We start from the raw sequence: 16,060 nt of genomic DNA, 5'->3' as shown, positions 1-16,060 counted from the left end.
GTGATGCACGCAGTCGACAACATGACCTACCTGGTCAACGGCCTCTACATCGTGGCCTTCTCCATGTTCATCTACGGCCTGATGGGCCTGACCGGTCCGAAGACCGCCGTGCGCGGCAACCAGATCGCCGCGGTCGGCATGGGCATCGCCGTGATCGCCACGCTGATCTCGGTGCGCCACGCGGACATGATCAACTGGATCCTGATCGGCGCGGGCCTGGTCGTCGGTGTGGCACTGGGCGTTCCGCCCGCCGTGCGCACCAAGATGACCGAGATGCCGCAGCTGGTCGCCGCGTTCAACGGTGTCGGTGGTGGCACGGTCGCGCTCATCGCGTGGGCCGAATTCGTCGACAGCTCGGGCTTCTCCCAGCTGCACGACGAGCCGAACATCCACATCATCATCGGCTCGCTGTTCGCCGCGGTGATCGGTTCGGTCTCGTTCTGGGGCTCGATCATCGCCTTCGCCAAGCTGCAGGAGATCCTGTCCGGCAAGCCGATCGGCATCGGCCGCCTGCAGCAGCCGCTGAACCTGCTCCTGCTCGTCGGCGCGATCGTCTGCGCCGTGGTGATCGGCCTCGGCGCCGACAACGGCGGCGTCTCGCAGCTGTGGATGATCGGCCTGCTCGTCCTCGCCGGCATCCTCGGCCTGATGGTCGTGCTGCCCATCGGTGGCGCGGACATGCCGGTCGTCATCTCGCTGCTCAACGCGCTGACCGGTCTGTCGGCCGCGGCCGCGGGTCTGGCGCTGAACAACACCGCGATGATCGTCGCCGGCATGATCGTCGGCGCGTCCGGCACCATCCTGACCAACCTGATGGCCAAGGCCATGAACCGCTCCATCCCGGCCATCGTCGCCGGTGGCTTCGGTGGTGGTGGCGGCGCGGCCGGTGGCGGCGCCGGTGGCGAGAACAAGCAGGCCAAGGCGACCTCGGCGGCCGACGCCGCGATCCAGATGGCCTACGCCAACCAGGTCATCGTGGTTCCCGGCTACGGTATGGCCGTCGCCCAGGCCCAGCACGCGGTCAAGGAGATGGCCTCCCTGCTCGAGGGCAAGGGTGTCGAGGTCAAGTACGCGATCCACCCGGTCGCAGGCCGCATGCCCGGTCACATGAACGTGCTGCTGGCCGAGGCCGAGGTCTCCTACGACGCCATGAAGGAAATGGACGACATCAACGGCGAATTCGGCCGCACCGACGTCGTCCTGGTCATCGGCGCCAACGACGTCACCAACCCGGCCGCCCGCGACGACAAGTCCAGCCCGATCTACGGCATGCCGGTCCTCAATGTCGACCAGGCCCAGAGCGTCATCGTCCTGAAACGCTCGATGAACTCCGGCTTCGCCGGCATCGACAACCCGCTGTTCTACGCCGACCACACCTCCATGCTGTTCGGCGACGCCAAGAAGTCCGTCGGTGCGGTCACCGAGGAACTGAAAGCACTCTAGTTTCTCACCAAGACTCGTGCCACCACTGCCCGTACTGGTCCCGGACAGTAGATGGTACGTCCCCGAAGACTGCGCCACCTCTCACCCCTACGGTGGCGCGCAGTGCCACCACCGTGCTTACCCCCACGGCGGTGGCCTATCCGAAGTCCGCGCCAAGCCAGATCCACGACGGCGCGGCGGTCGCCCCACTATGTAGCCCGAATGGGTGCGGCATTCGATAACGCGCCACGATCCGGTGGTGGGTGGCGCGCGTGCCGCTACCGTGTACTCACACGGTGGCGGCACGGCCGTCTAGCAAGCGGGCGTGTATCCGGCTGAAGCGGGAGCGGAGAGATATGCGTATCGGGACTGTCGATCAATTACACCGATCGAATCAAGGCGGTCGCGGCCGAGGTCGTCGACCTCGAGCGTGCGGGCCTGGACATCGTCCTCGTGCCCGAGGCGTATTCGTTCGACGCGGTGAGCTCGATCGGTTACCTGGCCGCGAAAACCGAACGGGTGCAGCTGGCCTCTGGCATCTTGCAGCTGTATACCCGCACCCCCACCTTGACTGCGATGACCGCGGTCGGCCTGGATTATGTCTCCGACGGCCGCTTCCTGCTGGGCCTGGGTGCGTCGGGCCCCCAGGTGATCGAGGGCTTCCACGGTGTCGCCTACGACGCGCCGATCGGCCGGACCCGCGAGGCCCTCGGGATTTGCCGCCAGGTGTGGAAGCGCGAGCGCGTCGACTTCCACGGTAAGTACTACCAGGTGCCGCTGCCCGCCGATGAGGGAACCGGCCTGGGTAAGTCTCTCAAGCTCATCAATCACCCGGTGCGCGAGAACATCCCGGTCTTGCTGGCTGCGCTCGGGCCGAAGAACGTGGAACTGGCCGCTGAGGTCGCCGAAGGCTGGCAGCCCGGCTGTGTCCTACCTGAAAAGGCTGACCTCGTCTGGGGTGACGCGCTGAAAGCCGGCCTGGCCAACAGAGATCCTGCGCTCGGCGAACTCGACATCCACGCCAGTCCCTTCCTGGCCATCGGCGACGATGTCGAGGAGTTGCGTGTGTCCGTCAAACCGCACCTAGCAATGTACATCGGTGGCATGGGTGCGAAAGGCAAGAACTTCTACCACACTCTGGCCACCGAGTGCGGCTACGGCGCGGAGGCCGATCGCATTCAGGAGCTCTATCTGAACGGTAGAAGGAACGAGGCCGCCGATGTGGTCCCCGAGAATCTCATTCGCGACACCTCATTGATCGGCTCGGAGGGTTTCGTCAAGGAACGCGTCGCTGCCTTCCGTGAGGCAGGTGTCACGGCCCTCAACGGTGTACCTCTGGCGGCTTCTCCAGTCGATCGCGTCAAACTCGTTGAACAACTGCGCAATTTGGTGTGACTTGATCGACACACGCCGGGTCTCGCGTCGACCCTGGCGGGTCGAACGACATGGGCGAATGTCAGGGACATCACGGCGAAGTGGTGGGGCCAGCTCGGAGGCCCTTGAATAACAACCCAGTGTATTGATATATCAACGATGAATTGATATGGTAGCTTCAGCTTCCTGGGCACTTGGGGTGACAGGAAGCCTGTCGGCGGCTCGTCGAGGAGGCTCCTGTCAAGTCCACTCGATCGAGACATCGCCGTAACCGCGCCACCTTCAGCCGTCTGGTGGCGCGTGTGTCGCCACGGCGGGTGCTCGCCGTGGCGACACATCTTAAAGGCGCCGTGCTATTTTCAGCCGCCTTGGGACGGTGTCGGCAGGTCGGCAATCTAGGGGCGACAGTACTTTCAGGCTACGCGATCCACCCCGGTCGCCGGTCGCATGCCCGGTCACATGAACGTGCTGCTGGCCGAGGCCGAGGTCTCCTACGACGCGATGAAGGAGATGGACGACATCAACGGCGAATTCGGCCGCACCGACGTGGTGCTGGTCATCGGCGCCAACGACGTCACCAACCCGGCCGCCCGCGAGGACAAGGCCAGCCCGATCTACGGCATGCCCGTCCTCAATGTCGACCAGGCCAAGAACATCATCGTCCTCAAGCGCTCGATGAACTCCGGCTTCGCCGGTATCGACAACCCGTTGTTCTACGCCGACCACACCTCCATGCTGTTCGGCGACGCCAAGAAGCCCGTCGGTGCTGTCACCGAGGAACTGAAGGCACCGTAAGACAACTTTCGAAGCCAGCGCCATAACCGTCAGTGGCGCGTTATGCCGCCACCGTCGAGCGCTTGCTGAACTACGGTGGCGGCATATCCCCAGACGTGCGCCATCTCCTTCCGTGGCGCGCAGTGCCGCCACCGTAAGAACCTACGGTGGCGGCACATTCTGTTGGTCCCAAGGTGGCGCTACGCCTTGATCGGGGACCTGCGACACGCTGACATCAGAAAACACGCTGACATCAGAAAATAGGTATGCCGTCGGTCGTTCGGCCGTCGGACGAGCACCCCGTACGCACGATGCTGAGTGATGTCCTATCAGCACGGTTGCGGAGTCCGCCATGTTCCCGCCTTTTCCACAGCACACAGACAACAGACGCGACAACAGTGCGCGGCGGTGCGTGGAAGACACCTTGATGATCCGGCGCTGCCTGGACTGCGACAAGCTGTTTGCGCCGCTGACAGCAAAGTGCCTCTCCTGCGCGTCGGTGGAACTCGTGTGCGTGGCCTCCTCCGGCGCGGGCTCGATCGTATCGTGGCGGGTGGTCGATTGCGTTGCCAGTGGTAGGCGCGGTGAACTTGTGCCGTTGACGATCGCCATCGTCGAACTCGATGAAGGTCCGTGGGTCTACACCTCCATCGATGGCGATGTCCCAGATCTTCCGGGTCGGTCGATTCGTGTGCTCTTCCAGCCGTGTCCCTGGCAAGGCCGATTCCCCGTCTTCACCGTAAGCAGCCGATGAGCGGCCTCGCCACCCAGGTAGCCGTAGACGAGCTGGTTGTGCGAGCTCGCGCTACCTGAAGAGGCCTTTTGGCGTCGGTGGCGCGGCCTGGCGAGCCGAGCCCCGCACGGCTGGCCATAGACCGCCTACAGAGCAACCGACCTCCGTCCGGCTGAGCTGGTCACGTCGTGGCCGAATCCGATCCTCGCTACCAACGGCGCGTCGCTGGCCCGTAGGCGAGTCATCATCAGCCCAGTGGGGATAGGCTAGTGGTTAATAGGGAGTTAACATGCGGTTCTTGATGCCGGGAACACTGGTGGACGGTGTAGAGCTGATGAGCGAGGACGATCCATTTCAGACAGTCCGTGACGTGCGCGAACCAGTTTTGGAGGACCTGGCGGCGGCGGGGTTCGAGGATGCCGAGGAGATCGGGCGGGGCGGTTTCGGTGTGGTGTATCGCTGCACACAGGCGGAGCTGGATCGGTCGGTGGCAGTAAAAATCCTGAGCGCCGAGTTGGACGCTGAGAACCGGGCGCGGTTCTTCCGGGAACAGCGAGCAATGGGCCGACTGACCGGACATCCGAACATAGTCACGGTCCTGCAGGTAGGTGTCACCGCGAGCGGGCGGCCCTACCTGGTGATGCCTTATCACCCGCTGGATTCTTTGGACGCACGGATTCGCGGACAGGGCCCGCTGCCGGTGGACACGGTGTTGTGGATCGGGGTGAAGATCGCCGGGGCGCTGGAAAGCTCCCATCGGCTCGGCATACTACATCGGGATGTGAAACCTGGCAATATCTTATTGACGGATTACGGCGAGCCCGCGCTGACCGATTTCGGAATCGCACGGATTGCGGGCGGATTCCAAACGGACTCAGGGGCTGTGACCGGGTCACCGGCGTTCACAGCGCCGGAGGTGCTCGAGGGTCAGGCTCCCTCCGAAGCTGCTGATGTCTATGGGTTGGCCGCTACGCTCTTTTGCGCGTTGACCGGACATGCGGCGTTTGAACGGCACAGCGGTGAGAACGTGGTGACCCAATTCCTTCGAATCACCTCTCAAACGGTGCCGGATCTGCGCGAGAGCGGAGTAGCCGAGGATGTGGCGGCGATGGTCGCGACGGCGATGAGCCGAGATCCGAAGGAGCGGCCATCGGCCGTGGCGATGGGGGAGGCGATTCAGCAGGCGCAGCGCAGACATGGATACACGGTCGATGAGATGGCGTTGCACGCCGAATCGGGCCGCGAGCACGCGAAACGGCAGCCAGCCGCGCCACCAATGGGCTGGCGTCCGCCGGTGTCGGCGACTTCCCGAAGTGCCGGAGCTCTACCGCCCGAATTGACCAGTTTCGTGGACCGACGCACTGAGTTGGCCGAGGTGAAGAATCTGCTGTCGTCGGCTCGGTTGGTGACGTTGACCGGGATCGGCGGGGTCGGTAAGACACGGTTGGCGCTGCGCGCGGCAGCGACTGTGCGCTCGGAATTTGCCGACGGAGTGCAGTTGGTCGAGCTGGCTGACATCTCCGACCCGTCGTTGCTGGTCGATGCTGTGGCGGCCACGCTGGGATTACGCGACCATTCCGCACGACCGCTGCAGGAGGTGGTGGTCGAGTTTCTGTCGACGCGGGAGTTGCTGTTGGTGATGGACAACTGTGAGCAGCTGGTGGAGGCGGTCGCGGAGCTGGTCGAGATATGTCTTCGGGATTGTCCGAACCTACGGATGGTGATCACCAGCCGCGAACCCCTGGACATCTCCGGAGAAGTAGTGATGCGGGTGCCGCCGTTGCCAGTCCCGGATCCCGAGCGGGAGCAATCGCCGAGGGGACTACCTCGCTACGACGCGGTGACCTTGTTTACCAACCGCGCGACGTCAGTTGTGCCCGCGTTCGGTCTGACCGAGGACAATGGTGCCATCGTGGCCCGGATCTGCGCGCGACTGGATGGATTGCCGCTGGCAATCGAGTTGGCGGCGGCTCGGATGCGAACGATGTCGCCCGAGCAGATTCTGCAGCGCCTTGATGATCGGTATGCGCTGCTGACCCGCGCCCGCCGCACCGCACCCACCAGGCAGCAGACTCTGCAATGGTGCATCGACTGGAGCTACGAATTGTGCACTCCGGCCGAGCAACGGCTGTGGGGTCGGTTGGCGGTGTTCTCCGGTGGCTTCGAGCTCGACGCTGCCGAGCAGATTTGTGGCGCCGATCTGGCCGGCACGGCCCTCGATGTGTTGTCGTCGCTGGTGGACAAATCAATCCTGATTCGCGAGGAGTCGAGTGGGGTGGTGCGATTCCGGATGCTGGAGACTGTGCGCGACTATGGTCGGCACAAGCTGCAGGAATCCGGTGAAGAGCAGCAAATTCGGCGTCAGCATCTTGACTGGCACCAGCGGTTGGCATTGACCGCGGAGTCCGAGTGGATCAGCGACCGCCAGCCGTACTGGACAGCCAGGCTCGAGCGCGAACAACCCAATCTGCGGGATGCGCTCGAATACTGCCTGGACGAAGACACCGAGCGGGCGGCCGAAGCTGGATTACAGACAGCGGCCGCACTATTCATGTTCTGGACCTTCCGGGGTTTGTACGGTGAAGGTCGCCGCTGGATCCACCGGGTCCTTCAACACCCTGCCAGGCGCCCAGGATTCGATAGTGTCAAGGTGCTCCATGCCGGCTGCATCATGGCGGCGCTACAGGGAGATCTGGAGACGGCGTCCGACTATGTCGGACAGGGGCGTGTGCTCGCCGAAGAAGATCCCTCCCCGGTCGCTGATGCGTTGATCGACTACGCCGACGGCACGGTTGCTCTCTATCGCGGTGAGCTCGAGAGGGCGTCCTCTTCCCTCGAGCGCGCCGTAGCGGCGCTCAGCTCCAATCGGCAAGGATTCCTCTACTCCGCAGCACTTTCCGTGCTCGGCATAGTACACGAACTGGCCGGCAACACACCTCGGGCGATCGAGTGCTACCAGCAGCTGATCTCCATCACCGAAGCTTACGGCGAGTCGCTCTTCCGGTCGACTGCGCTATGGGGCTTGGGCATTGCCGTCTGGCAGCAGGGAGACCCGTCCCAGGCGATCGAATTGCTAAAGAACTCGCTGCGAGTAAATCGGCAAATTCGTAGCCCAATGATTGCATCGGTGGATCTCGAAGTGCTCTCCTGGATTATTGCTGGAGATGACCCCGAGCGGGCGGCCACACTGGTCGGAGCTGTCCAAGAACTACAGCGGTCGATGGGAAACCCCGCGAGTTCCGTGCCGATGCCGCATTATCACGATGAGTGCGTTCAGTTGGCGCGATTCAGACTCGGGTCTCGGGGGTTTGATATGGCCGTAGCTAAAGGCCGTGCAATGGGTATGGAGAAAGCCGTCGCTTACGCACTTGGCGAGGAATACACCGACTCTATGCGAGGGGAGGGTCCCCGTGTAGCTCTCACAAAGCGTGAGCGTCAAGTCGCAGACCTCATCACTCGAGGCCTCACCAACAGGCAGATCGCCAACGAACTGGTGATCTCACAACGCACTGCACAAGGTCATGTCGAACACATACTGACCAAACTGGGCTTCACTTCTCGCGCGCAGATCGCCGCCTGGATCGCGGAGCACTCTGGACGGCAGGATGATTGAACTCGTCGCACCGCAGCATTCCTGTACCCGGATCAGGTGCGCACGCGACATCCGTCTCCGTACGTTTGTTCAGAGGTAGCCGTCTAGATCCTGGCAGCCGTCGTGGGTGGGCGGGTACACGCGGAGCACCGTCGCTGATCCGGTGCCGCGGTTCTCGGTGCAGCTCAGGTCGGCGGTTGCCCGGATCCCGGCCCCTGTCTCCAATCTCGGGGCCGGGACTGCTCACTGCGCAGTCGTCACGGACTGGGGAACGTGATGTACACCAGCTCGGCCAAGGCGGATCGATGCTGGTCCGGAGTGCCAAGGGCGATGGCGGAACTCTTGGCTCGCTTCACGTACAGATGCGCGGGGTGCTCCCAGGTGAATCCGATTCCGCCGTGCATCTGAACGCATTCTTCGGCTGCTCGCTGAGCGACAGGCGAGCATTGCGCTTGAGCGAGTGCGGCCGCAAGTTCGGCCTATGTTGCCGTGGCGCAGTCAGATACGTCACGGTGAAGGTCGCCGGGAATACCCGGAAACGCCGTGCAGAAGCCTAGAGTTCCACGATCATTTTGCCGGTGTTTGCGCCGCGCAGCGGCCGCGATTCCAGCTCGGACGAAACGGCATCCAGCGACCACGCATCCCGACTGGTTCCTTCTGATACGCATCCCTGCAGTCTCCCCGTTGCAGGGATGCGTATCAGATCTCGAAGAGCTGTGCGCTCAGCACCGGAATGCCCGGCCGGTTTCAACGCTCGCGTTCGCCATCGGACTTCCCGCCAGTGGAGGTTCCCAAGGACTGCTGGTCGCCGTCCACCCCGGCTTGAATCCTCAGCCTGCCCTTCACGAGCTTGCCGGTCGGTGTTCGCGGCAGTTCTTCGACGAAGGCGACGCTGCGCGGCACCTTGTAGCGGGCAATGCGTTCGCTGAGATAGGCGCGTAGTTCCTTGGCCAGTTCGGCAGAGCCCGACACATCGAGCGCGGGTTGCACGAATGCTTTTACCACCTCACCCATATCCGCGTCCGGCACCCCGACCACCGCGACGTCGAGTACTTTCGGGTGTAGTGCAAGAGCGTTCTCGATCTCCTGCGGATAGATGTTGACCCCGCCGGAAATGACGACAAAGGACTTTCGGTCGGTCAGGAACAGGTAGCCATCGGCGTCCATATGGCCGATGTCGCCTGTCGTACACCACGTCGAATGGCGGGGATGGCGTGCGTCGTCTGTCTTCGCAGGATCGTTGTGATAAGCGAATGCCGGCTCGTCGCGTTCGAAGAAGACAGTACCGGTCTCACCGTGTGGAAGCTCGCGGCCGCTGTCGTCGCAAACGTGCAGTGTGCCGACCACAGCGCGACCAACTGAGCCTGGTTTATCTAGCGACTCTTCGGAGTTGATGAGCGTCATGCCGTGTGCCTCGGTGGCGCCGTAGTACTCCATCAGAATCGGCCCCCACCAGTCGATCATTGCCCGCTTCACATCGACCGGGCACGGGGCGGCCGCATGAATGGCTATCTGTTGGCTGGTCAGGTCGAACTTCTCACGTATCCCACTGTCGAGCTTGAGCATACGGACGAACATGGTCGGCACCCACTGACTGTGTGTTACCCGGAAGCGTTCGATTGACGCGAGAGCCTGCTCCGGGTCGAAGCGCTCCATGACGACCACCGTGCCGCCGAGGCCGTGTACCCAGCCTGACGAGCGCAGCGGCGCCGTGTGGTAGAGCGGCGCGGTAGAGAGATAGATTGATTGAGGGCCGAGGCCATACAGTTGGCCGAACCTCGCCGTCGTCTCGTCGTGCTCGTGGATTCGAGTATCCGGTAGCGGTGCCTTGATTCCTTTGGGGCGACCCGTGGTTCCCGAGGAGTAGAGCATCTCTGCGCCGCGGGGTTGAACTGGGAGCGGCAGCGCAGAGATGTTCCGTAGTTCGTCGGTGTAACAGAGGTAGTTTTCGACGGGAGCTCCATATGCCATACGGACTCGCACGCCTGGCGTACTGTCGACGAGCGCTGCCGCGGTGTCCTCGAGGGCACCGGACACGATAAGCGCTTGGGCCCCACAATCATTGACGATGTAGCTGATCTCGTCAGGTAGCAGGTGCCAGTTCACGGCGGTGATGTACAGCCCGGAGCGCAGCGCCGCCCAATACACCTCGAAGGCCGTGGGGTGATTATCCGTCAACAGTGCAATGTGGTCGCCGCGGCGCAGTCCGTGCTCGTACAGGTATCGAGCGAGCCGCGCGGACCCGGCGTCAAGTTCACGGTATGTCAGGCATTCTCCGCTGGACGCCATCAGAACAGCCGGCTTGTCTGGGAACTGCGCTACGTGGGCACCTGGGTACATGGGAACTCCTCAATGAATTGGCACTGGTCGACAACCTGATCCACGTTTCCGTTGAAAGGGCTGTCGGCACAGCGGTGTACTTCATCGTTGCTGCTGATCCCGGTGTCCGCGTCGACGCGAGACCAGCCAGCAACTCCGCAGGGCACTGCAGGTAATCTGCGCGCCCGCACTGCCGGTGAAGCGAATTCCGTTCAGCCGAGGCTGAACGGCTGGCCCCAAATGACGACGGTTTCTTTCACATTGGCTGTCTCGACCTCGGCCAGCGCGAAGGCGCGAGCCTGGGCGTAGCCGGCGCAGCCACTGAGCGCGATCGTCTGGTTCTTCCAGGTGACGCTGCCAGCGGTGCCGCTGAACCCTGTGTACGGAAGGTGGACGCTCTCGTCGAAAGCGTCGGCTCTCTCCAGGTCGAGGAGGAAGTAGGTCTGGGCTTGCCCCGGCCCCAGGCTCAAGGTTCCACCGAGGCCGCCACTGGCGCTGAGGTTTTGGCTTTGGTACGGCTGGGTGAGGCTGCCGTTGCCGTTAACCGCGCCCCCGGCAATATTCACCTGGCACCCGACGACATAGCCCGGCCGGATCTTGCCGCCTTTGCCGCCCTCGACCTGAACTTCGGCCCTGGCCGAGACCCACGTGTTGCGGTGCAGTGGTGTGGCGCCCATGGAAGGGTTGATGAGGGCGGACTCATTCACGAGCCGGACGGTCACCACTGCGCCATCTGCCAAGGTCTCCGAGATTTCCCCGCCAGGCAGCGGCATGAAGGTGTCGGCATGGGCCCCGCTGGTGGAGAAGAGTCCGATGGCGGCGGTGGCGACTGCCACCCGCGCAATTATTGTGAGCATAGTTCTTATATTCCTGTTCGATGCATATTCAACTTCAGTGACAATCTTTTAGATGGGCTGATGGGCCAGTTCAGCCAATGCTGAATGGAGCTCCGTAGAGGGTGGTCTTGGAATGATGATCGCCGATGATCTCGACGGTCGCGTAGGATCGTGCTTGCGCGTATCCGCCGCAGCCCTGGATATTCATTTCCACATCGCGATAGCCGACGCTATAGACGCCGGGTTTGATGATGTCCTTGAAATTTATCTGCACAAATTTCACTTCACCCGGACCCAATTGAATGCCGAGCGAGCCGCCGATCCCTGCGCTGGTCGTGCTCAGGGTTCCCGAAACACCGGCCGAGATCGCCTTGTCGCCGACGCTCACCTGGCAGCCGACGATGTACCCAGCATTGACCTGTGACACACCATGGGTCTGGGAGTTGTTGGTGCCAGGAGAATTATTGGGTCGGCTGTACGGACCCGGCGTGGCGGAGGGGGTTTCGGTCACATCCGCGACAACGGTGCCCGACACCCACACCGCACGCCCGGCCCCATTGGCGGCCATCGATGGCGACACGATCGCCCGCTCCTGGGTGCGGGTAATAGTCGCGCCGGGACCGGTCTCCGTGCCATCGGGGAGTGGCACCACGACATCGGCATGAACGGTGGCCGTCGTGAAAAGGACGATTCCAGCGCATATGGCAGTGGCAACTCCGACAGGCAGAGGGCTACGGGGCAATGCGGATTCAACTATCTTCATCAAACCATTCCTTATTGGGATTCAGGGCTATCGGTCTTTATTGCAATGGGTGCCTGAGATTCGCCTAATCGTGTCGACTATTATGGTTGCGATATCTCTCTAGTGATCGTCGGTAGTCTGCGCTCGTGTATCTGACCGGGCCGATTTCCTGTGAATACGATCGACCGTGATAGACAACCGAGGGCGGACAGGTTGTGAACCTATTGAACTGTGCATGAGAATCGCGATCGACAGAAGGCTTATTTAAACTTCTCCAGCGACAACTTTACCGTCAGTGACCGTCATGGGTGTCGTATCCAGCTCGCTTTTACCAAGGGCGCCGAACAGCAGCATGGCCACCATGGCTGCGGCGAAACCAACGGAGCCAACCAACGCTGATGTGGCATAGGTGCCCGTCGCGTCCCGGCCAGCGGCGAACACGTACGGGAAAATGATTGCGCCGACTCCTGCCGCGGCAAGCGACACCGACACAAGCGTCCCGAAGTGCGGGCGCCCGTACTCCTTGAGCACGAAATACCCGACGATGTCGCCCTCTGCGCCTTGGCAAAATGCTACGAGCACGACGGCGATCGCCACGACAGCCACGGGGAGGGAGGCAACGGCGGTCAATGCAAGTGCACCCAGCACAGCGAGGAGCAGGATGCCGACAACGACCCGGTACCGGGGTAGCGCATCGAGCAGGACGCCGCCGCCGAGGCGACCCACGACACCTCCGATGGTGTACAGGGTCGTGATTGTCGTGGCCACGGCCAGGCTGAGGCCGCCATCGAGCAGAATTGGCTGCATCTGCCAAGCGAATCCGGTCACCGTGCCGTAGGCGAGCATCGTCGCGAAGGCGAAGACCCAGAAGCGGCCGGACGTGAGCACCACTCGCGCGGATCCCTGTGTGCGATTCCCGCCGAGAGTGTCCGCGATTGCCGGTGTACCTGCTGTGACCACGCGGCCCGGCGAAGTCGGCTTCAACGCGATAATGGCCGATGGGAGCGCAAACAGCAGCGCGCACGCCGCGAGCACCAGATAGCCGTCCTTCCAGTCGTGTTCGTAGATGACCCACGTGACAAGGGGAATGATGAGGATGGACAGGAACGCTGCACCTGCGCCTACCAGACCGAAGGCTTTGCCCACTCCTTTGTCGAACACCTTCGCGACAGCATGGTTGTAGGGCACCAGCCCGCCGAGTGCCCCGACCACCCCGATTGCGCCGGCGATTCCATAGAAAGTCACTTTGTTGACTGGCAAGACCACGAAGAGCGTCAGGAGAGCGGCGTATACGATCAAGCCGGACGCTACGAACCAGCGGACGCTACCCCGGCGGTCGGCAATTCGGCCAACGACCGTTCCGAAGAGGGTGAGCAATAGACCGATGAGCGGGGCAACAAGCACCTCCTTGGTGCTCCACCCTGTGGCAGCAATCGTCGGCTTTATGAACACGCTCGAAGTGCCTAGCAGGAGCATCGGCCCAGCAGCGTATGCCAACGCGGAGAACACCACGACGCGAAGGCCGCCTCGCCATTCGCTCGCCTGCCCGGGCTGCGACTCCCCGGGACTTTGCTGACCAATTTTTGACATGAGTGTACTTCCAATCTCTTGGTGGATTCCATAGAATTTGCAGCGCGCCATATTCAATGGAGCAGTCGCGATTCAATAGGTCTCAGCTCGAGAAGCTGCAAAAAGTATCGACGGCGTCGCGGTTGAATCACGTCGAACGGTCGATGGGAGAATCAATCGAATCCATTGTGGCGTGCCCGCCGCCGAGGCCCCTCAATTTCTGTCGTCCAGTGACGACCACTACTCATTTGATTGTGCTATAAACCACAATCGGTCAGACATAGTGACTAGCGTCACTGTTGGCAGTATTACTGACATGGCGCCAGTTGGCAAGGGGGTGTTGTCTGAGTGCAGGATTCGCGCTTCCGGTTGTCCCGCTCGGGCGATGCCGCGGAGGGGCGGAGGTCCGGGTGATCAAGCGGCTGGTTACCTGTTGAGCCTCTTGGGACCCGCGTCCTGGGTGTGGCGTACGCTACTGACAGGTCGGTAATTGCGTGCGCAGGGTATTAGTGATCTGTATCCGCTGTCCCAGCAGGAATACTGATCCGATTCGGTGCGTATCCGCAGATCACGATGAGTCTGACCGAAGTCTTGATTCGGGTGTAGCACTGGTGAACGGCAGCGCATTTTCAAGGGTTACAGCTGACCTTCGTGCCCGCGTCTGGCGGCTGATGTCGGGCGTGTGCGATGGGGTCGATGAGCTGGCAAGTGGTGAGCAACCCTACTGGTCGTGTAGGCATGGGCGCAGCCGACACGACCGTGAATCCCGCTGGCGCCAGGAGGATTGCGGCCTTCGCGTCGAACGCATTCGACCTAGCGGCCGGGCTGCCGCGGGGGTCGGCATACCGCGACTGTGGACCTGTTTCGGGACCGAGAAGAGGAGGCGGCAGCCTCTCGGATCAGATCGCGTCGGAGCCGTGTTCGACCGATCCTCGACTCCGGCCCGCCAGTCGACCGCGATCAGCCCGGATGTCGTACGCAGATCGGGGACCTGCGACGCAGGAACAAGTGGTCCGCCTCCCGAATCGCCTTGAGCTTCAAGATGGCTGGCAGATCAGTGCCGTACCGTCTCGCGGTACGGCACACGCTTGAGCCGAACCATTGCCGGTTCCTTGACCCGCATGGCGACTCCAACCGCCAGCCACGGCGGATCACAGCGTGCCGGGACGCATGGTCCACCGAATGCTGAGCGATGAGAAGGCCAGCGCCGCCATCGCGTTCATGCACAGAGCGCGAGTCCGGTTCGCGGCGCACGGCATTACTCGCGTCGAGCGGATGGTCACCGACAACGGCTCCCGCTACCGAGCCGACGCGTGTGCGATACCAACCGGACCTGGCCGAGGAGATCCTCGCGCCAGGACCTGGCAATCCGTAAACCAACGCAGCCAGGCACTAGGCATATGGAAACATCCACCTCAACTACCACCGTCTCCCACTGCGGCGCGGAACGGCCGCCGCCAGCTGCTCGACTGCATGACGGCGTCACCAACGTCGTGGCCTCGTGTACGTAGACGCGAATCGCCCGTCGAAGCGAGTTGGGCACATGGACGGATCGTCCGGTCGTGTACTCGGCAGTTCGGTTCAGTGAGCCAGCCCAGCCATCGATCGTGGACGCGCCGCTGGGAAGACGCGGCGCGAGGGTGTGGGCCAGATCGCGGAGGCGTCGGCGAATGACGCTCCAGTGAGAATGAACTCGACGATTGTGATGGACACCGCGCGGTGTGTGGGTTCGTGCAAGAGGTCGTGTCCCGAATCAGGGAACTCCTGCATAGTGACTGTCGGTTTGCGGCTGCACCATCTCCTGATCGGATCGATCGGTGCTCGGCGGTCGTCCTGCCCGTGTAGAACGAGGGTCGGCACGTTGGGGGCCGGTACGGCGATAGTATGGGCTCGCTCGGGGGTCCCGGTGAGAACGACACTCGAGATGTGTTTTGCGGCTGAGGGATCGGACTGCATTGCGATGAGCGCTGTCCCCGCTCCTAGTGAGTGTCCGATCATTACCAGCGGAAGCTCGGTGTTGGCGGCTCGAACGATGGACGTGAGTTGTAGGGCGGACGCGGCGAGCTTGTCTATTGGAACTACTGAGTTGATCTCCCCTTCGCTGAGTCCGTGGCCGAGGTGGTCGATGCCCCAGACCTCGATGGCATACCGATTCAGGAACCTGCTGAACCGGTGGTAGTCGGCACTCTGCTGCCCGAGGCCGTGTAGCAGGATCACTCCGATGCGAGGGTGCTCTACCGGCCAATGTCGGTAGTACACCAGCCCGCTAGGTCCGTCGAAGAATGGCACGCCAGAAGTGTGCCAGAACTAAGCTTAGCCTTACCTGTGTTATGTGTCACGTCATCGCCGGATTCGCGTTGGCCGATGTGTCGCGACGAAGTCTCCGGGCGGGGGAGGTGGATGCGATGACGGCTTGGAAGCTTGCCGTCCTCGCGAGTTGGACGGGGGAGTTACGACCGGGGAGGCGGGTCCGATGACGGCCTTAGTGAGTGATCGTTGACAAGTCGGGCTACGAAGTGAAATCCTGCACCCGTACTTACGTGGACATCCAATTATTGGAGATCCCCCTTTCACTTGCGCTCTGCGCACTGTTGGCAATGGAGCAGGACTGGCATGGTTCGCGAACTCACCCACTTCATCGACGGACAGCACGTCAAGGGCGCTTCGGGCGCGTTCGGTGACGTGTTCGATCCGAACAC

The 16,060-nt window shown here is 62.4% G+C and carries 9 protein-coding genes and 2 pseudogenes; 5 read left to right on the top strand and 6 right to left on the bottom strand.

All coding sequences use genetic code 11. The annotated features are described in order from the left end of the window. Nucleotides 1–21: 21 nt before the first annotated feature. The 5 genes and pseudogenes from ACWF9G_RS33775 (at nt 22) to ACWF9G_RS33755 (ending at nt 7,916) form a co-directional block, all read left to right on the top strand. Nucleotides 22–1,443, top strand: coding sequence for an NAD(P)(+) transhydrogenase (Re/Si-specific) subunit beta (locus ACWF9G_RS33775; protein WP_452520256.1), 1,422 nt, complete (start codon nt 22–24; stop codon nt 1,441–1,443). Between the two features lie 333 nt (nt 1,444–1,776). Continuing rightward, nucleotides 1,777–2,817 carry an LLM class F420-dependent oxidoreductase gene (locus ACWF9G_RS33770; RefSeq protein ID WP_452520255.1) on the top strand — a complete coding sequence of 347 codons (1,041 nt, stop codon included), beginning with the start codon at nt 1,777–1,779 and terminating at the stop codon, nt 2,815–2,817. A gap of 411 nt (nt 2,818–3,228) precedes the next feature. Continuing rightward, nucleotides 3,229–3,591: pseudogene (locus tag ACWF9G_RS33765) on the top strand (NAD(P)(+) transhydrogenase (Re/Si-specific) subunit beta); the annotation flags it as partial. 391 nt (nt 3,592–3,982) lie between these two features. Then, entirely contained in the window at nt 3,983–4,324 is a 342-nt protein-coding gene (locus tag ACWF9G_RS33760) for a Zn-ribbon domain-containing OB-fold protein (protein WP_452520251.1), read from the top strand. Between the two features lie 313 nt (nt 4,325–4,637). Then, nucleotides 4,638–7,916, top strand: coding sequence for a protein kinase domain-containing protein (locus ACWF9G_RS33755; protein ID WP_452520253.1), 3,279 nt, complete (start codon nt 4,638–4,640; stop codon nt 7,914–7,916). Nucleotides 7,917–8,152: 236 nt separating this feature from the next. Here the strand turns inward: ACWF9G_RS33755 and ACWF9G_RS33750 are convergent. The 6 genes and pseudogenes from ACWF9G_RS33750 to ACWF9G_RS33725 form a co-directional block, all read right to left on the bottom strand. Continuing rightward, nucleotides 8,153–8,374 (bottom strand): annotated as a pseudogene (locus tag ACWF9G_RS33750) (acyl-CoA dehydrogenase family protein); the annotation flags it as partial. Between the two features lie 268 nt (nt 8,375–8,642). Further along, entirely contained in the window at nt 8,643–10,235 is a 1,593-nt protein-coding gene (locus ACWF9G_RS33745) for an acyl-CoA synthetase (RefSeq protein WP_452520250.1), read from the bottom strand. Between the two features lie 191 nt (nt 10,236–10,426). Then, complete coding sequence (locus ACWF9G_RS33740; protein WP_452520248.1) at nt 10,427–11,050, bottom strand: MspA family porin; 624 nt, start codon at nt 11,048–11,050, stop codon at nt 10,427–10,429. 91 nt (nt 11,051–11,141) lie between these two features. Continuing rightward, nucleotides 11,142–11,813, bottom strand: coding sequence for an MspA family porin (locus tag ACWF9G_RS33735; RefSeq protein WP_452520246.1), 672 nt, complete (start codon nt 11,811–11,813; stop codon nt 11,142–11,144). 243 nt (nt 11,814–12,056) lie between these two features. Next, nucleotides 12,057–13,382: an MFS transporter gene (locus tag ACWF9G_RS33730; protein ID WP_452520245.1), complete on the bottom strand. Its 1,326-nt coding sequence runs from the start codon at nt 13,380–13,382 to the stop codon at nt 12,057–12,059. A gap of 1,560 nt (nt 13,383–14,942) precedes the next feature. Beyond that, on the bottom strand, nt 14,943–15,650 hold the full coding sequence (locus tag ACWF9G_RS33725; RefSeq protein WP_452520243.1) for an alpha/beta hydrolase: 708 nt from the start codon (nt 15,648–15,650) through the stop codon (nt 14,943–14,945). Nucleotides 15,651–16,060 lie beyond the last annotated feature (410 nt).

It is taken from the genome of Nocardia sp. NPDC055029, assembly GCF_053608525.1.
The sequence above is the reverse complement of the archived record's forward strand: the minus strand, read 5'-3'. Positions and strand labels throughout refer to the sequence as shown.